The sequence below is a fragment of the Sporofaciens sp. JLR.KK001 genome, assembly GCF_036941055.1.
Lineage (GTDB): Bacteria > Bacillota > Clostridia > Lachnospirales > Lachnospiraceae > Sporofaciens.
Genome location: NZ_JAYMNO010000001.1, coordinates 3,588,345 through 3,605,962, shown reverse-complemented (window position 1 = coordinate 3,605,962; position 17,618 = coordinate 3,588,345). Strand labels below are relative to the sequence as shown.

11 protein-coding genes and 5 pseudogenes are annotated in these 17,618 nt (G+C 44.2%); 8 read left to right on the top strand and 8 right to left on the bottom strand.

Annotated elements, in window-relative coordinates; translation table 11 throughout:
* Positions 1-64: 64 nt before the first annotated feature.
* Positions 65-484 carry a GNAT family N-acetyltransferase gene (locus VSQ62_RS18420; protein ID WP_334636217.1) on the bottom strand — a complete coding sequence of 140 codons (420 nt, stop codon included), beginning with the start codon at positions 482-484 and terminating at the stop codon, positions 65-67.
* Positions 485-881: 397 nt separating this feature from the next.
* Here VSQ62_RS18420 and VSQ62_RS18415 point away from each other — a divergent pair, with 397 nt between their 5' ends.
* The 4 genes from VSQ62_RS18415 (at position 882) to VSQ62_RS18400 (ending at position 6,215) form a co-directional block, all read left to right on the top strand.
* Complete coding sequence (locus tag VSQ62_RS18415; protein ID WP_334636216.1) at positions 882-2,201, top strand: ABC transporter substrate-binding protein; 1,320 nt, start codon at positions 882-884, stop codon at positions 2,199-2,201.
* A 70-nt stretch (positions 2,202-2,271) separates the two neighbouring features.
* On the top strand, positions 2,272-3,105 hold the full coding sequence (locus VSQ62_RS18410) for a carbohydrate ABC transporter permease (protein WP_334637707.1): 834 nt from the start codon (positions 2,272-2,274) through the stop codon (positions 3,103-3,105).
* Positions 3,106-3,117: 12 nt separating this feature from the next.
* Entirely contained in the window at positions 3,118-3,954 is an 837-nt protein-coding gene (locus tag VSQ62_RS18405; protein ID WP_502957766.1) for a carbohydrate ABC transporter permease, read from the top strand.
* Positions 3,955-4,022: 68 nt separating this feature from the next.
* Positions 4,023-6,215 (top strand): alpha-galactosidase, encoded by a 2,193-nt coding sequence (locus tag VSQ62_RS18400; protein WP_334636215.1) that lies wholly within the window; start codon positions 4,023-4,025, stop codon positions 6,213-6,215.
* Here the strand turns inward: VSQ62_RS18400 and VSQ62_RS18395 are convergent.
* Both VSQ62_RS18395 and VSQ62_RS18390 read right to left on the bottom strand, forming a co-directional pair.
* Positions 6,194-6,667 (bottom strand): helix-turn-helix domain-containing protein, encoded by a 474-nt coding sequence (locus tag VSQ62_RS18395; protein WP_334636214.1) that lies wholly within the window; start codon positions 6,665-6,667, stop codon positions 6,194-6,196. The two genes, VSQ62_RS18400 and VSQ62_RS18395, sit on opposite strands and share 22 nt — an antisense overlap.
* Before the next feature lie 72 nt (positions 6,668-6,739).
* Positions 6,740-7,066, bottom strand: a complete 327-nt coding sequence (locus tag VSQ62_RS18390) for an AraC family ligand binding domain-containing protein (RefSeq protein ID WP_334636213.1) — start codon at positions 7,064-7,066, stop codon at positions 6,740-6,742.
* A 326-nt stretch (positions 7,067-7,392) separates the two neighbouring features.
* Here VSQ62_RS18390 and VSQ62_RS18385 point away from each other — a divergent pair.
* Both VSQ62_RS18385 and ptsP read left to right on the top strand, forming a co-directional pair.
* Positions 7,393-7,642 (top strand): annotated as a pseudogene (locus VSQ62_RS18385) (HPr family phosphocarrier protein).
* A gap of 37 nt (positions 7,643-7,679) precedes the next feature.
* Positions 7,680-9,299: a phosphoenolpyruvate--protein phosphotransferase gene (ptsP, locus tag VSQ62_RS18380; protein WP_334636212.1), complete on the top strand. Its 1,620-nt coding sequence runs from the start codon at positions 7,680-7,682 to the stop codon at positions 9,297-9,299.
* Positions 9,300-9,487: 188 nt separating this feature from the next.
* Here ptsP and VSQ62_RS18375 read toward each other — a convergent pair.
* Together VSQ62_RS18375 and VSQ62_RS18370 are read right to left on the bottom strand one after the other, a co-directional pair.
* Positions 9,488-9,781: pseudogene (locus VSQ62_RS18375) on the bottom strand (ATP-binding cassette domain-containing protein); the annotation flags it as partial.
* A gap of 405 nt (positions 9,782-10,186) precedes the next feature.
* Positions 10,187-10,972 carry a CPBP family intramembrane glutamic endopeptidase gene (locus VSQ62_RS18370; protein WP_334636211.1) on the bottom strand — a complete coding sequence of 262 codons (786 nt, stop codon included), beginning with the start codon at positions 10,970-10,972 and terminating at the stop codon, positions 10,187-10,189.
* Positions 10,973-11,091: 119 nt separating this feature from the next.
* On the opposite strand from VSQ62_RS18370, the pseudogene VSQ62_RS18365 reads away from it, so the two are divergent.
* Positions 11,092-11,778, top strand: a pseudogene (locus VSQ62_RS18365) (PD-(D/E)XK nuclease domain-containing protein); the annotation flags it as partial.
* Positions 11,779-11,824: 46 nt separating this feature from the next.
* Here the strand turns inward: VSQ62_RS18365 and VSQ62_RS18360 are convergent.
* Positions 11,825-13,360, bottom strand: a pseudogene (locus VSQ62_RS18360) (IS1634 family transposase); the annotation flags it as partial.
* 158 nt (positions 13,361-13,518) lie between these two features.
* Here VSQ62_RS18360 and VSQ62_RS18355 point away from each other — a divergent pair.
* Positions 13,519-13,746, top strand: a pseudogene (locus tag VSQ62_RS18355) (IS1634 family transposase); the annotation flags it as partial.
* A gap of 23 nt (positions 13,747-13,769) precedes the next feature.
* Here the strand turns inward: VSQ62_RS18355 and VSQ62_RS18350 are convergent.
* Complete coding sequence (locus VSQ62_RS18350; protein WP_120397168.1) at positions 13,770-15,512, bottom strand: IS1634 family transposase; 1,743 nt, start codon at positions 15,510-15,512, stop codon at positions 13,770-13,772.
* Positions 15,513-16,040: 528 nt separating this feature from the next.
* Positions 16,041-17,501: a transposase gene (locus VSQ62_RS18345; RefSeq protein ID WP_334633611.1), complete on the bottom strand. Its 1,461-nt coding sequence runs from the start codon at positions 17,499-17,501 to the stop codon at positions 16,041-16,043.
* Positions 17,502-17,618: the final 117 nt, after the last annotated feature.

Genomic DNA, 17,618 nt, shown 5'->3' with positions numbered 1-17,618 from the left:
CAAAATTGCTGCACCGCAGCCTTGGCAGGTCATTTGCAGCGATTTTGTTCAATAGGGAATTTACTTAAATGCCCTTAATCAAAAACATTTCCATTGGTTGTTCATATTCTGGAACATCTATGATAAAACCGCCGCAATCTTTATATCCCAATTTCCTGTAGAAATGTTGTGCCTCTTCGTCAACCTGAGTTGATGTTAACAGCATACCATATCCTTGTAATTTCATATCATTTTCCCAATGTTCCATAAGTTTCTTCCCATAACCTTTTCTTTGATAATTGCGATCAATAAATAACATTGTACAAAACGGCGTATTGTCCCAGAAAAGATTATATCTTAACAATCCGATTGGTTTATTGTCATCTAATAAAATATAGCCTCTTTTATTGCCGACCTTATTAATAAATTCTCGTTCCGGCAAGTGTTTATCAAGACCATACCAAAATTCTTTATCTTCTGATTTTACATATCTGATTTCTGTCATTACCTTTACCTCGCAAAAATCCTGTTTAATTCCGCTTTCTGCTTAAAATTATCACGGCAGGTTCCACTGTCACTCATGTGACCCGATTCAAAGAGCGATTATAGGCTAATATAGCTGTTATTGTCAAGCCGAAGTTTTTGATAAATTTTTCATTTTGTTGAAAATCACAATTCTCCCGGAAATATCATAAAATATAATATATTTATATAATAATGTGATTTTTGTTAAATCATAATATATGTTGGATACATCGTCTCATTTACAGGCGAATATCCTTTCATTATAATTTTAATCAGCTTGAGTGGTTGTGCAAGAAAAGACAGGCCCGGGCTGATTTTTCTTGCTTCAGCTATGTATTCAAACTATTAAATGAAATATTATGAAAAGGAGTGGAGTTATGAGAAAATTATCCCGTATGACAGCAGTAATTTTGGTATTGATCCTGTTGCTGTCGCTTATAGGGTGCAGCAGTTCAGCAGATAAAAAGACTCATCTCACTTTCCAAATATGGGACGTCTATCAGCGTCCCGGGATGCAGGCTATTTGTGATGCGTATACTGCCAAACATCCTGATGTAGTGATTGATGTACAGGCTACAAGCTGGAGTGAGTATTGGACGAAGCTGGAGGCTTCTGCCGAGAGTAATACCATGCCGGACATTTTCTGGATGCACACGAATCAGTTGCTTTATTATGCCGATTTCGGCATGTTAGCCGATGTGACAGACCTTTATGATGATGTGGATCCGAATTATTATGAGGAACATTTTTCCGAGATTTCCCGCAGCAACGCCAGCGGCAGCGATGGCCGGCTCTACGGCGTACCCAAGGACAAAGATAACGGTCTTCTGGTGTATAACAAGGAAATGTTTGACGCCGCTGATGTTCCTTATCCAACAGATGACTGGACCTGGGAGGATTTGACGGATGCTTCCAGAAAAATTCACGATAAAACCGGTAAATACGGTTTCATGGCTTATAATGACGACCAGTTGGGTTACTGGTGTTTTGCCTATCAGGCTGGCGGGCACATTCTTACCGCCGACCGTACCAAGGCTGGCTACACCAATCCCGGTACTGTTAAGGGCATAGAGTTTTATGTGAATATGCAAAAGGAGGACTGGTGTCCTGACCAGACATATTTTGCCGAAACTGCGCCCGGAACTGCTTTCTTTTCTGAAGAGGGAGCCATGTATCTGGAGGGTAACTGGAATTTGCCGCAGTTGATGGAGAATTATCCCGAGATGCGGGGCAAGTGGGATCTGGCAAAGCTTCCCAAGTGTGCGGATCCTGTCGAGGACAGTGAAAGCCTGGATCAGGATGGGCGAGCCACCATGTCCAATGGTTTGTGCTATTCGACTGCCGCTCACGGCAAAAAGCGCGATATTGCACTGGATGTAATTAAATTTTTCGGCACGGAAGAGGCTCAGCGTATCCAGGGAGAAAACGGCGCTGCAATTCCTGCTTATATCGGTTGTGAGGAATCCTGGCGCGCCGCGTTTGACTCTTATGATGAAAAGCTGAATCTGGATGTCATCTTTGAACAGTTTGATTATGCGGTGCAGGCAATCTATAACTCTGCCAGTCCTAAGTGGAAGAGCCTGGTACTGGATGAATTGACGGATGTCTATGCCGGCAAGCAGGAGCTTATGACAGGGTTAGAGAACATGGAAAACATCGTCAACACGGAAACCGCCAAGAAATTGGCGAAAGACTGAGAGAGGAGGGAGTTTCGTGAATAAGAAATTATCTGTCGCTGCAAGACGGGAGGAGAGATGGGGCTGGTTTATGGTGGCGCCTACGATCATTGGTCTGGTCGTTTTGAATCTCTGGCCCTTCGTGCAAACTCTGTATTCCAGCTTTTGCGAGCATCTGGGCTTTGGACATTATAGTTTTATCGGTGTGCAGAACTATAAAGACATGTTTGGGAATACGGAATTTTGGAAAGCCACTTGGAATACGGTTTACTTTTGTATTTTGACTGTACCTGTGGGTATAGCGCTGGCTTTGTTGGTTGCTTTACTACTCAATGCGCGTGTGAGATTCAAAGGCGGTTTCCGAACCATTTTTTTCCTGCCGTTGGTCTGTGCTCCGGCGGCTATAGCCATGGTATGGCGGTGGATCTTCAATACGGAGTATGGTATTTTAAACCAGATGATTGGCGGCAAAATCCAATGGATCACCGATCCGAAGACGGCTGTACTGGCTGTCGCCATAGTATCTGTCTGGAGCAGTATAGGTTATGATGCAGTTCTTTTGCTGGCCGGATTGCAGAATATTCCAGGTACGCTTTATGAAGCCAGCGGTCTGGACGGTGCGGGTAAGATTCGTCAGTTTTTCACAATCACCCTGCCTATGGTGTCGCCAACCCTGTTCTCTGTTCTGATCATGCGTTTGATGGCATCCATGAAAATCTATGACCTCATTTACATGATGGCAGATGAGACGAATCCGGCGCTGACAGATATGCAGAGCCTGATGTATCTGTTTTATCGGTCCTCTTTCGTGGCAGGAGACCGTGGTTATGGTTCCGCCATTGTTATCTGGACGGTTAGTCTGATCCTTCTTGTGACTCTTGTTCTATTCCAGGGGCAGAAGAAGTGGGTTACATATGACGTTTAAGGAGGTATTATAATGAAAAATTCTTTGAGACGCTCCTATATGATCACCAAACTGCTTACCTATTTTTACCTGATTTTAGGCGCGGTCATTATGATCTTTCCGTTTGTGTGGATGATCCTTACCAGTTTCAAGACGGTTCCTGAGAGTATGCAGATTCCGCCGGATATTTTGCCGAAACAGGTTAATCTGGATAATTTTAAAGAGGCTATTGCCAGTCTGCCTTTTGGCAATCTGTACCTGAATACGATACTGATGGTATTCTTCCGTGTGGTCTGCGCCGTTTTATTCAGTTCCATGGCGGGGTATGCATTTGCCAAGCTGAAATTTAGAGGCAAGAAGCTGCTTTTTGGCATTGTACTGGTTCAGATGTCTTTGCCAAGCCAGATTTTTATTATCCCCCAGTATCAGATGGTTGCCAAGATGGGGATGGCCAATACGGTTTTTGCCCTGGTTTTCCCAGGATTAGTCAGCGCCTTTGGTGTATTTTTCCTGCGCCAGACATACATGAGTATCCCGGACGAGGTGGGAGAGGCTGCTTATCTTGATGGTTGTAATCAGTGGCAGACTTTCTACAAGATCATGTTTCCTTTGACAGGAACTTCCGTGGCGGCGCTCACTATATTTACCGCTGTTTTCGCTTACGGCGATCTGATGTGGCCGTTGGTTGTTAATTCAGATCTGAAGATGATGACGCTGTCATCCGGTCTTTCGACTCTGCGCGGTCAGTTTACTACCAACTTCCCGGTGCTGATGGTAGGTTCTCTGTTGGCTATGCTGCCGATGGTAGTGCTGTACCTGATCTTCCAGCGTCAGTTTGTGGAAGGAATCGCCGGTACCGGCGGAAAATAGGCTTAAAGACAGTCCCGGCATAAGCTGTCGGGACTTTTTATCTAAATCACTTACAAGGGGGTATCTCTATGATTGTACTTGACCGTGAAAACAGAATTTTTACGCTGCATACTCTAAATACTACATACCAGATGAAGGCAGACCAATACAATGTACTTCTGCATACTTACTATGGCTCAAGGATTGATGGCTGTGACTTGTCTGTTTTGATTCAGTGCAATGATCGCAGCTTTACACCCAATCCCAACGAGGCGGGGAGTAACCGGAACTATTCATTGGATGTCATGCCGCAGGAATATTCCACCTGCGGCGTAGGCGATTTCCGATTGCCCTCTGTTGAACTGGAACTAAAAAACGGCAGCCATACGGTAGATCTGCGCTATAAAGGCTTTCGTTTGGAAAAGGGGAAATGCCCTTCGGAGGGTTTGCCTGGTTTTTATGGGTCGGAAGATGAGGTGGAAACACTGGTCATTGTATTGAAGGATGCTGCTGCTCAGGTGGAGACAGAATTGTATTACAGTATTTTTGAGAATTATGACCTTATTACCCGTGCCGTCCGGGTAGTCAATCAGGGAACAGATGAGATTCGTCTATATCAATGCGCTTCTCTCTGCCTGGATTTTCTCCGGGATGATATGGATCTGCTTACCTTCAACGCACGCCATCTGATGGAGCGGTGTCCGGACCGGGGACCATTGCGTCCCGGGATACTCAGTGTGGGCAGTGTGCGCGGGATATCCAGCCATCAGCACAATCCCTTCGTAATTCTCTGCGATCATGATGCTGATGAAGACAAGGGGATGTGTTACGGCGCTATGCTTCTGTACAGCGGCAACTTTGAAGCGGCTGTGGAGTGCAGTCAATTTGAGAACAGCCGTCTGGTCATGGGGATTCATCCTTATCATTTCTGCTGGACGCTGGAACCGGGGCAGGCATTTACTGCTCCGGAGGCGGCAATGGTCTGTTCGCCTGATGGCTTTGGACAAATGAGCCGTCAGTATCATAGGGCTGTCCGGGAACATCTCCTGCGGGATCCTTATCATGGCAGGCAAAAGCCGGTTTTGGTGAACAACTGGGAGGCTACTTATTTTGATTTCAATGCCGACAGGCTGATCGATATTGCCAGGGAGGCCGCTGCTCTTGGGATAGGGCTGTTTGTCATGGACGACGGTTGGTTTGGCTCCAGGAATGATGACAACAGTGGTCTGGGCGACTGGCAGGTGAATTTGGAAAAGCTGCCCGGAGGGTTGGAGGATTTGGCTTTGCACATTAAGGATCTGGGAATGAAGTTCGGTATCTGGATGGAACCGGAGATGGTCAATGAAGACAGTCACCTCTATCGAGCTCATCCGGACTGGGTGCTGCACGTTCCGGGACGCGCCCCTTCCAGGGGCAGAGGGCAGCTGGTGCTGGACTTTTCCCGCAAGGATGTCCGGGATTATATCTATGAGCAGATGAAAGCGATACTATCCGGCGCCGACATCTCTTATCTTAAGTGGGACATGAACCGCAGTCTTACGGATGTGTGGTCTGCAGGTCTGTCTGCCCGGCGTCAGGGGGAAGTTTATCACCGGTATGTCCTGGGAGTTTATGATCTGTTAGAGCGCCTGCGCCATGATTATCCGCATATCCTTATTGAAGGCTGCTGCGGAGGTGGAGGACGGTTCGACGGCGGTATGCTCTATTATACGCCTCAAATCTGGTGCAGTGATGATACCGATGCGATTGACCGTCTTCGTATTCAGTATGGAACATCATTCTGCTATCCGGCCTGTACCGTGGGGGCTCACGTCTCTGCTGTTCCCAACGAGCAGAATGGGCGCGTCACTCCGCTGAATACCCGGGGAATTACGGCAATGAGCGGGGCTTTTGGTTATGAGATGGATCTGGGCAGGTGCACTATGGAAGAAAAAAACGAGATTCGCCGACAAGTGAAGAATTATAAAATACATTATGATTTGCTGCATTATGGAGATTACTACCGGCTTAGCAGCCCATATCAGGACAGCGTTTACACAGCCTGGGAGCAGGTATCCCCTGATCAGCGCGAGGCTCTGGTCAATGTGGTGTTTGGCTGCGCCGGCACTGCGCCGCTTTTTTGCACTCTGCGGCTGAAAGGACTGGATCCTGCGCTGCAATACCAGGTTGACGGAACAGATTCTTTTTACAGCGGCAAGGCTCTGATGAACGCCGGTTATCCGCTTCCTTCGGTACAGGGGGATTACCCGGCGCTTCAGATTTATTTGAGAGCGGCCGGATAATCAAAAGGAGTACAATTTTGTTTTCTCCATTCCTGAGGCGACAGACCATAGCATTTCTTGAAAGCCTGAGAAAAATAGAGTTGATTAGGGTAACCACACTGAGCTGCTATCGTCTTAATGGGCAGATCGGTGAGACGCATTAACTCTGTTGCGTTCGTCAGGCGCTGACGGATCAAGAATTCCTGGGGAGAACAGCCCATTACTTTTTTGAATTTTCGGCTGAAATAGTTACGGTTTAGTTTGCAGAAGCCGGCAACCTCGTCAATTGTCAGTTCACGTCCGCAGTTTTGCTGAATATAGGCTACGGCCTCATTGATGTAAAAATCCTTTTGAGCTTTTTCTGCAATATTCTGCCGGGTAGATGAAAATTCAATCAGTTCATCCAGAAACAGATATAACTGTCCTACCAGATGGATGGGTGATTTGGCAGAATTCTCATAAAAGTATAACATCCGATCCCGAAGAAGCTCCCCCTTTTCTATACTTTGCGGAAGATAGATGGGATGATCCCACTCCAGACCTGCCTAGAGCAGACATTCTTCCGCACGGATTCCGTCAAATTCAATCCATACATATTTCCAGGGATTCTTTTCATCGGCGGTATACATATTAACCTGTCCGGGACAGATCAGAAATGCCTGGTCTGCCTCCAGGTTATATTCATGTATTTCACCGGTGGTGGTGTGTGAGAACAACATTCCCTGTCCGCTGATGATGTAGTGGAGCAAATAGTGGTTGCGCACAAAGGGACCAAAAGAATGGAGAGGCTGACATTCTTCCCACCCATATTGATAGGGGCGGATATCCAGAAAATGCTCGTTTGGGAAAAGTGAGATGTGATTTGTTTTCATAATACGCAGCTCCTTCTAAACATCAAGATTAATTTTCCTAATAATAGTAATATTATACGATATCGCCGGGAAAACAACAACATTATTTCGCAGGGCAATATCTTCGGCATTGCCAAAACTTACAGAGAAATGAAAAAATGGAATTTTTGATGAGACGATGCTGGCGCTGCGGGAATGCGCCGGAACAGAACTTTCCTTCGGAGAATGTGCATATTCTTTTGCTATGCAATTTATGCACAGTACATTGCTTTTTTAATATACTTTCAGCGAAGCGAATGGTATGATATATGAAAACCCTTTAGCAAAGAAAGGAAAGGTATAACACAATGAAAAAGTTCAGTTATGTGGTGAAGGATGAAGCGGGAATTCACGCAAGGCCGGCGGGAATACTGGTCAAAGAAGTATTTAAGCAAGATTATGATCTCGAAGGACGGCGAATCAGCGGAAGCAGCAAAGCTTATGGCTGTTATGGGATTAGGAGTAAAATGCGGACAGACGGTAGAAGCTGAGATTACCAGAGAAGATGAGGTCATTGCATATGATGCAATGAGAGAATTCTTTGAGAATAACTTTTAACCGTATACTCTATACATACTAGGAGGCGCGAAAGAATATGATGCAGTTTTCAGGGAAATCTGTATATAAGGGGATCGTACTGGGAAAGACAGCCGTATTAGGCAATCAGGACACTCCTGTAAAACACAGGAAAATTGATGATGTGAAAGCTGAGGTTGAGAGAGTACGTCTTGCAGGGATCAAGGCAAAGGAGCAATTGCAGATCTTGTATGACAAGGCGTTAAAGGAAGTGGGAGAAACCAATGCCGCGATCTTTGAAGTTCATCAGATGATGCTGGAGGACGAAGATTTCCTGGACTCTATTCATAATATGATACAGACAGAGATGGTGAATGCAGAATATGCCATAGCCATGACAGGAGACAATTTTTCAGAGATGTTTGCGGCCATGGATGATGATTATATTAAGGCGAGGGCGGCTGACATTAAGGATATCTCCAACCGCCTGATTCGGATTCTGGAAGGGCGAAAGGAGACAGGCCCATACTCCGAAGAGCCGGTAATCATTATAGCAGATGATTTGAGCCCCAGCGAGACGGTCCAGATGGATAAAGAGAAGATCCTTGCATTTGTAACAGTGCACGGCTCCGCTAATTCACACACGGCAATCCTTGCGCGTATGATGAATATTCCGGCGTTGATCGGCGTACCGATGGATCTTGACAGGATCCGTACAGGAATGACGGCGGTAGTGGATGGATTTGCAGGAACCGTCACCTTTGAACCGGACGAAGCGTTGTGTGAAGAAGCTAAGAGGCAGATGGAAGAGGAGCGGGAGAAGCTTCGGCTTCTGGAAGAATTAAAGGGAAAAGAGAACATCACCCTTGGCGGCAGGAAGATTAATTTATATGCGAATATTGGAAGTGTAAGTGATATTGGTTATGTACTTGAGAATGATGCCGGCGGGATCGGATTGTTCCGCAGCGAATTCCTTTACCTTGGCAGGGAGAAGCTTCCTACGGAGGAAGAACAGTTTCAGGCATATAAGCAGGCAGCGCAGATGATGGCGGGGAAGAAGGTAATTATCCGTACATTAGATATCGGGGCCGATAAGCAGGCGGATTATCTGAATCTGGAGAAAGAAGATAATCCTGCCATGGGTTACCGTGCAATCCGTATCTGCCTGAAGCAGCCGGACATATTCAAGACGCAGCTTCGGGCCTTGCTGCGAGCGGCGATGTTTGGAAATATATCAATCATGTATCCGATGATTACCGCAACCGAAGAGGTAGAGCAGATCTTTAAGATTATAAAAGGAGTGCAGGATGAACTGGATACGGCAAAGGTTCCATATAGGTACCCGGAGCAAGGAATCATGATCGAGACTCCGGCAGCAGTGATGATCAGTGATGAGCTGGCAGAGATGGTGGATTTCTTCAGTATCGGCACCAATGATCTGACACAGTATACGTTGGCTGTCGACAGACAGAATGAAAAGTTGGACGGTTTCTATAACCCACATCATAAGGCGATCCTGAGGATGATCAAGATGGTTGTAGACAATGCGCATAAGCACGGCAAATGGGCTGGAATCTGCGGCGAACTAGGAGCAGATCCGGAGCTCACGGAAGAGTTCGTCCGGATGGGATTAGACGAACTCTCTGTCGCGCCTTCCATGATCCTGAAGATCCGTAAAATTATCCGGGAATTGGAATAGTTCTCTAGGCGGGTATGCTTATCCGGGTCAGGGGCAGAAAAAGAGATATAACCGCTGGGTATAAGATGGCAAACAAAATGAGAACAATGAGTAATTTTATTTTGGAAAAGGATGTGTGAAAGAGTACCTTTCCTGCTTGTCAGGGAAATATGGCGGAAAGGTACTGCTGGCATATGGCGGCGGTTTCGTTAAGAAAAACGGAGTTTATGATATCGATTACCGTTTTCTATGTTAATTACTTTTTGCGTCCACTCCCGGTAATAATTTTCTTCATGCGAAACAAGTAACACTGTACCGGGAAATTCTTCTAGTGCTGTTTTTAAGGAGTTTTTCGCCTGCACATCTAAATGGTTTGTTGGCTCGTCCAGTATTAGAAAATTACATGGCTTTAGCGTCAGCAAACACATTTTTACTTTTGCTTGTTCGCCGCCGCTTAATGTTCCGATCAGCTGCATGGCGTGTTTGTTGGAAATGCCACATCTGGTCGTGAGATATCGACATAAAAGCATTTTCAAGATTCGATAAGTAATCAGAAATCTGGCATACATGGATGATCCGTTAATGTCCTATATGGGCTTTGAACTGATTGATGGAAACCTACCGCAAAGCAACACGGAGGTACTTCCTTTGAATATGTAGACACCTTGACAAACGAATTGAAAGAAAACACATTTACTGTTTGCGGTATTATCCAAAACAAAACGCAGGAAAACAGTTTTATATTCTGACATCTGATTGTTTCCGCACAGAATACGCACAACAGTACAGCGGACTTTCTTTAACTTACAGCACACAAACTGCCTCGACTGTTGATGTTTCCATGTAGCAGCGGTTTTGTGCTGGTAGTATTTAGTCGGGAGCGTAGCTCGATAAACCGGAATCTATGCTTATATTTTTTTCTTTTGTATAAATATAAAAAATGCAATCAAAATCACGTTGACAATTAAAACAATAATGCTTCCTTCAATTTTGCAAATTCCGCCGGACAAAATATCGCTTCCGGTGAAAGTCGTAACAAACAGATTTGGATAGTCATCAGCAAGTGACACGCCGCCTAAAACTAATGCACCAATTCCATTCCATAAAAAGTGCATAATAATTGGTGCTATAATAGAGCCACTATATTCAAGGACTACTATCATAAGCAAACTCATAGTAAGTACATTTAAAACGGGAATAATACCTGCTTCAAATGCCCCTCCATGCAATGCTGTAAAAAGTATTGTTGTCACAATCGCAGCAACAATTATATTGTGCTTTTGCTTAAGCATTTGATACAAATAACCACGAACAAGAAGTTCCTGCATAATGGTATTTAGAAATACTGCCAGCACCCAAACAGGGAATAGGTTAATTAAGTTAGTTCCGTCAACATGGATAATTTTTGCTACATACATTACCCAAACAGGGATAGCTAACCATACAATCCCTGCGATTACTCCCAATACCATTCCCTTTACTGGATTATCGAATAAATGTAACTTTACATTTTTCTTTTCAGCAAGCCAAAAGATGAGAGTAAAAGCTGCTACTGCCAATAGAGGTGTAATTTCTGCCCATAATCTCCATATAGCTTGTTCCTTTGAAGATGATAACGGCAATATAGAAACCAATATCGCCCATCCCAGAAAAAAGCCTATGGATTTTAAAATTGTAGTACCGATTTTTTTCAAAATGAATACCTCCCAAACTCCAATTTGTCAATGGTTCCATTATACTGCAATAACTTTCCTGATGGAATAGACTTTACAAAAAATTCATTTAATTATCCTTATGTTTCGGTGAGCATGACATTCAGGAGTTGGCCAATGCGACGACCAAACGGGAGATTGAGCGTCTGGTGGCAGGGGAAGTCATTACAAAGGAGATCCATCAGGAATACAATAGCTGGAGCCTTCTTTTTACCACCGGGTATCTGACCCAGCGTGGGAAGGCAGAAGGCAGGCAGATGAAACTGGCGATCCCCAATCTGGAAATACTGGATATTTTTGAAACGCAGATCATGGAATTTTTTAAGGAGAATGTCCGGGAAGACGGGGAGATGCTGAACCGTTTCTGTGACGCTTTGCAGAATGAGGACGTAGAAAATGTGGAGAAGATTTTCACAGAATATTTAAGGAAGACCATCAGTATCCGGGATACGGCCGTAAGGACAGAGATGAAAGAAAACTTTTACCATGGAGTGTTGCTTGGAATCTTAGGAGTGAAGACACGATGGGGACTTTCTTCCAACCGGGAAATGGGAGAGGGCTATGCGGATATCCTTGCAGAGCCAGATACCGGAGATATGGGGATCATCATAGAAGTGAAATATGCCCATGACGGAGATCTGGAGGGAGCTTGTAAGGAGGCATTAAAGCAGATCGAATATACCAAATATGAGGATGATCTTGAAGACGATGGGGTAGAGAAGATCCTGAAGTACGGGATTGCCTGCTATAAAAAGCGGTGCAGGGTCATGCTGGCAGAAAACAGATAAAATAAATATAAGTATCCCAAAAGTCGTATAATATGCACTAAAAAACTTAGTGCATAGACATCCCCAATTTCTCAAGATATAGAGCATCCCGCGCGGTAATCTCTGTGTTCCATCGTTTGTTACGCAGTTCGGACGATACCTTTACCTCTTCCACAGTGTCAAACCATTGCAGCTGAAGATAAACCGGCGTATTCTCCATCCATCTTAACAGTTTCTCTTCAAGGTCAACCGTCTCTTTTGTTCTGATACCATCCTTATTCTGTTTGCCCAGAGTAGGCTTAATCTTACGTAGCTGATCACTGAAATACTCGTAATAACACAGCGATACGAATTGTACAAACATTCTGCCCCGCAAAGTATCTGGACTCCAAACACGGATACGGCTTCCATCCGCATGTTGCTTTTCCGCTTCAAAACAAGCTTCGATGGTCTCCCTTTTCCGGTAGATCCTTAAGCATTCAAAACAGTCTTTCTCCCGGTTGGAGACCAGGGTGAAATAGCCATGATATTTGTATGCCTCCTGACATTCCTTGTCCTTAAAACGAACGGTCGTCTTCTTTCCCCAGGTGCTTATCGACATATACTTTTTTACCTTCTCCTGCGCACTCCTGGAAAGCTCATCTACAGGTATGCCGTCTTCTATCATTGACTTTAATTCCATAAGGTCTGTTTCAAATTCAATCCGGTCTTCCGCCTGCCGTGAAGCATTAAAATAAATGTGAAGATACATCCGTCTTTTGAATCTTTCAACAGCGCCCTTTTCAGCGCCGCTTTTGTGGCTGGCATACTTGCGCACCTTGTCAAAATCATGCATTAACATAACTGTAACACCATGGGTTGTGGGGTCAAACGGACATACACTGTATATAGAAGAAAGTTCCTCTATACGTGCTTCTATTTCCGGCCGGATCCATTTGATGTTTGTTTTTGCCAGCGTGACAAACCCGAATCCTTTTTGGAGCATCTCAGAAAGGTTAGACTCTGAGTAGTAACCGTTATCTGTTACGATCTCGGCATGATCCACGCCAAGGACAGAAAGTTGTTTTAATGCGTTTTCGATTGACGACACATCAGGCAGGTTGCCCGGCTGTTTGGTAAATGCGATCGGCTGTCTGCTTTCAATAGAATACAGCGTAAGCAGTTTGACCGTCTTCAGTCCGTCTTTTGCTTTGTTGTATCCGTACCGTGCTTCCGGCTGCTGTCCGGAGTAAGTCGATATGGTGGTGGAATCATAAGCAATCGCTCCATGGTCCCCAAGCAATGCACAGCGCTCGTGAAAGAAATTTTGCTGCAGCGATTCATCCAGCCCGATGTCATGGAACAGGGCATGGTATACATCCTCTGATATGCCGTTCACATAGGGAAGCGGATGGGTATACTGCCAGGTCTGTATTCCCGGGAGTGTTTGTCCATTTGTTGCCAGAAGATATCTTGCGAGGGAAATGATCTTCTGGGCGGTCCCGATATCTGTGGATGCATATATAGCTGCATCAATACCGGAAATAAATCCTATATGTCCTATGATATCCATCATTCCAACACGTTTTCTGGAAGCAGATACTTTCTGTGGTTTTATCCCTAAAGTAGGATAATACGTACTAAAAACCTTTTTCAATTGGTCATAACACCCTTTGAACCTTAAAAAAGTGCCGATTTTACGCCATTTTTGCTTGATTTTTATTTGAGTGTGTATTATAATAATGATAGATATAAATATACACTCAAATAAAGGAGATTGTTATGCCAGCAAAACCATCAGGTACGATCAAAACATCACGTGTAAATGTTAAGCAGAAGAACGGTGATATCTACGTTATGGAGCGTCAGACCTTGTATGACCCGGTTAAAAAATATAACAAAGTTGTGAGCAGTAAGCTCATCGCTAAAATTCCGAAAGGCGAAAAAATTCAGGTGCCTACACGCCCAAAAAGACCTAATGGGAGCAAACTCCCAATAAAACCCCAAAAGTCGTATAATATGCACTAAAAAACTTAGTGCATAGACATCCCCAATTTCTCAAGATATAGAGCATCCCGCGCGGTAATCTCTGTGTTCCATCGTTTGTTACGCAGTTCGGACGATACCTTTACCTCTTCCACAGTGTCAAACCATTGCAGCTGAAGATAAACCGGCGTATTCTCCATCCATCTTAACAGTTTCTCTTCAAGGTCAACCGTCTCTTTTGTTCTGATACCATCCTTATTCTGTTTGCCCAGAGTAGGCTTAATCTTACGTAGCTGATCACTGAAATACTCGTAATAACACAGCGATACGAATTGTACAAACATTCTGCCCCGCAAAGTATCTGGACTCCAAACACGGATACGGCTTCCATCCGCATGTTGCTTTTCCGCTTCAAAACAAGCTTCGATGGTCTCCCTTTTCCGGTAGATCCTTAAGCATTCAAAACAGTCTTTCTCCCGGTTGGAGACCAGGGTGAAATAGCCATGATATTTGTATGCCTCCTGACATTCCTTGTCCTTAAAACGAACGGTCGTCTTCTTTCCCCAGGTGCTTATCGACATATACTTTTTTACCTTCTCCTGCGCACTCCTGGAAAGCTCATCTACAGGTATGCCGTCTTCTATCATTGACTTTAATTCCATAAGGTCTGTTTCAAATTCAATCCGGTCTTCCGCCTGCCGTGAAGCATTAAAATAAATGTGAAGATACACCCGTCTTTTGAATCTTTCAACAGCGCCCTTTTCAGCGCCGCTTTTGTGGCTGGCATACTTGCGCACCTTGTCAAAATCATGCATTAACATAACTGTAACACCATGGGTTGTGGGGTCAAACGGACATACACTGTATATAGAAGAAAGTTCCTCTATACGTGCTTCTATTTCCGGCCGGATCCATTTGATGTTTGTTTTTGCCAGCGTGACAAACCCGAATCCTTTTTGGAGCATCTCAGAAAGGTTAGACTCTGAGTAGTAACCGTTATCTGTTACGATCTCGGCATGATCCACGCCAAGGACAGAAAGTTGTTTTAATGCGTTTTCGATTGACGACACATCAGGCAGGTTGCCCGGCTGTTTGGTAAATGCGATCGGCTGTCTGCTTTCAATAGAATACAGCGTAAGCAGTTTGACCGTCTTCAGTCCGTCTTTTGCTTTGTTGTATCCGTACCGTGCTTCCGGCTGCTGTCCGGAGTAAGTCGATATGGTGGTGGAATCATAAGCAATCGCTCCATGGTCCCCAAGCAATGCACAGCGCTCGTGAAAGAAATTTTGCTGCAGCGATTCATCCAGCCCGATGTCATGGAACAGGGCATGGTATACATCCTCTGATATGCCGTTCACATAGGGAAGCGGATGGGTATACTGCCAGGTCTGTATTCCCGGGAGTGTTTGTCCATTTGTTGCCAGAAGATATCTTGCGAGGGAAATGATCTTCTGGGCGGTCCCGATATCTGTGGATGCATATATAGCTGCATCAATACCGGAAATAAATCCTATATGTCCTATGATATCCATCATTCCAACACGTTTTCTGGAAGCAGATACTTTCTGTGGTTTTATTGGGAGTTTGCTCCCATTAGGTCTTTTTGGGCGTGTAGGCACCTGAATTTTTTCGCCTTTCGGAATTTTAGCGATGAGCTTACTGCTCACAACTTTGTTATATTTTTTAACCGGGTCATACAAGGTCTGACGCTCCATAACGTAGATATCACCGTTCTTCTGCTTAACATTTACACGTGATGTTTTGATCGTACCTGATGGTTTTGCTGGCATAACAATCTCCTTTATTTGAGTGTATATTTATATCTATCATTATTATAATACACACTCAAATAAAAATCAAGCAAAAATGGCGTAAAATCGGCACTTTTTTAAGGTTCAAAGGGTGTTATGACCAATTGAAAGAGGTTTTTAGTACATATTATCCTACTTTAGGGTTAGACACGGAAGGTTCATCATCATAGTTGATCAGAGGGAAAATAGCCTTTATAAAGCGAACCAAAAGGGATGCTTTAAAAACTATACCCATTTATCAGCTGTTCGGTACATGATACAACGATATCCATCACTCCCGGCTCTGTTTTTGAGGTAAATAAAATCGTCAAAGCCTATAAAATCAATAAATTTAGGCTTGACACAGCTCTGACGCTTAAATTTATACTTACACTCTCAGAGTACATTGGATTTTATTTTCTCATTTTGCTTTATCAACGCAATCTTATTTAAGCCATAAAATCCCTGTATTCTGCTTTTTTAACTTTTGTTGTTATCTGCTCCTTCACCACCTTTCCACATGGTCCTCTATATCAACCGTATTTGTATCTTTTTAGCGATCTCTTCCTTGTATTCTCTCAATGGAGTCTCTTTCATGGATTCCAGTATCCTCCTGTGCTTTTGCTCCCTACTCTGCTTTACCTTTTTCCATATTTTTTCCCAAGCCTCCATGATCTGGCTGATCATGTGCCCAATCTGGATCAGATAATAATGGTTTTTCAGTGCCTGATAATTCCTGCTGTACTGGTGTTCCAGATGGTATCCCTGCCTTTTCTGCGCGTTAAACCCATCATTCTCGATTCTCCATCTCATCCTTCCGCGCTCCACCAGTCCTGCCACATTTTTTCTGGTGATTGGCAGATCTGTGAGAAACCAGAATTCTTTCCGGATCGTTTCTGCTTTTCCCTTTTTCCTGCCCTTTTTGCAGATATGCTCCCCGCTTTCTCCATACTCTGCCAGATTTACCTGATGTCCTTTATAATCTATATCTGTCACGTAATCATACCATTCCTTCCCAGTCTGTGTTTCGCGCTCCTGGTAATTCTTCTCCATTTCTTTCAGTTCTCTGTATTCTTCCCCAATGCTCGGGATGCTCCCCTCCTTATACCGCAGGATATACCGCCAGTTTTTTCCTTTGCATCTCTCAAAGAAACCTTCACAGGCATACAGACTGTCCCCGCACAGGCAGATCGGCAACCTTGGAAACGCTTTTTTCAGCTTTTCCATTAAACGCCAGCAGGCCTTCCTTTCACAGTCCTGTTTCTCCATTTCTTTTCCCTCTTCATTATCCACAAATTCCGTCTGAATACTGATCAGGATTTTCGGATGCAGTACCAGCTTTGCTTCCAGCACATAATAATAGTTCTCCTGATACTCTTTTTCCGTCCCCTTGTTATGGGTCCGGTGCAGGCTTTTCCCATCCAGTTCCCTCCGGCTGCTGCAAAGCTGCGTTCCATCTATGATCACCTGCCAGTACTTGCCCCTGATTCGCATATTTTCAAAAGCCCGGCTGCAAAGAAGCCTGCTGCAAAGGCGGTTTAAGATGTCCTGCAATTTTTCCGGATCTACTTTTTCCAGATACCGGTTGATGGTTTCCCAGTAGGGAAGCTCCTCCACGGTCTGTTCCTCCCCGGATAGATGCCAGATGTTTTTGATCATTTCACTGGAATTGAATTCTTCACTTGTTTTCCTCATACTGCTGATGTAAAATAGAGAAGAAAGGATACGGGTCATAAGAAGTAACACAGCAGGATAGGTAATATAGCTCTGGTTTCTGGGATCTGGAATCTGTTTTAACAGGGGTAAAAGATCTGGGAAAAAATGCCGGATTAGCTTGGCTAATTCACATGCAAGGTTCAACTGTTCCAGGTGTTCCCTAACCTCTTTTCTTCTGATTTTTATTCTTGCTTCATAGTAAAACCTCCTCTCTTTTATGGTGGTGCGAAAAAATAGTTGTTTGGTTACTTCTATTATCGCGCATCTTCCCATAAAATGGGAGGTTTTTTTATTAATTTTTTTTAAGCGTCAGAGCTGGGCTTGACAGAATAGGAAGGAATGAGGAGAAACCATTAATTCTGCATACAGACCGGGGATCCAGTATGTGTG

What these genes read in the sequence shown, in the direction of transcription:
- VSQ62_RS18420 (WP_334636217.1), bottom strand. Translation starts at nt 484, where the DNA reads ATGACAGAAATCAGATATGTAAAATCAGAAGATAAAGAATTTTGGTAT.
- VSQ62_RS18395 (WP_334636214.1), bottom strand. Translation starts at nt 6,667, where the DNA reads ATGTTATACTTTTATGAGAATTCTGCCAAATCACCCATCCATCTGGTA.
- VSQ62_RS18350 (WP_120397168.1), bottom strand. Translation starts at nt 15,512, where the DNA reads ATGCCAGCAAAACCATCAGGTACGATCAAAACATCACGTGTAAATGTT.
- VSQ62_RS18415 (WP_334636216.1), top strand. Translation starts at nt 882, where the DNA reads ATGAGAAAATTATCCCGTATGACAGCAGTAATTTTGGTATTGATCCTG.
- VSQ62_RS18405 (WP_502957766.1), top strand. Translation starts at nt 3,118, where the DNA reads ATGAAAAATTCTTTGAGACGCTCCTATATGATCACCAAACTGCTTACC.
- ptsP (WP_334636212.1), top strand. Translation starts at nt 7,680, where the DNA reads ATGATGCAGTTTTCAGGGAAATCTGTATATAAGGGGATCGTACTGGGA.
- VSQ62_RS18410 (WP_334637707.1), top strand. Translation starts at nt 2,272, where the DNA reads ATGGTGGCGCCTACGATCATTGGTCTGGTCGTTTTGAATCTCTGGCCC.
- VSQ62_RS18345 (WP_334633611.1), bottom strand. Translation starts at nt 17,501, where the DNA reads ATGGGAAGATGCGCGATAATAGAAGTAACCAAACAACTATTTTTTCGC.
- VSQ62_RS18390 (WP_334636213.1), bottom strand. Translation starts at nt 7,066, where the DNA reads ATGAAAACAAATCACATCTCACTTTTCCCAAACGAGCATTTTCTGGAT.
- VSQ62_RS18400 (WP_334636215.1), top strand. Translation starts at nt 4,023, where the DNA reads ATGATTGTACTTGACCGTGAAAACAGAATTTTTACGCTGCATACTCTA.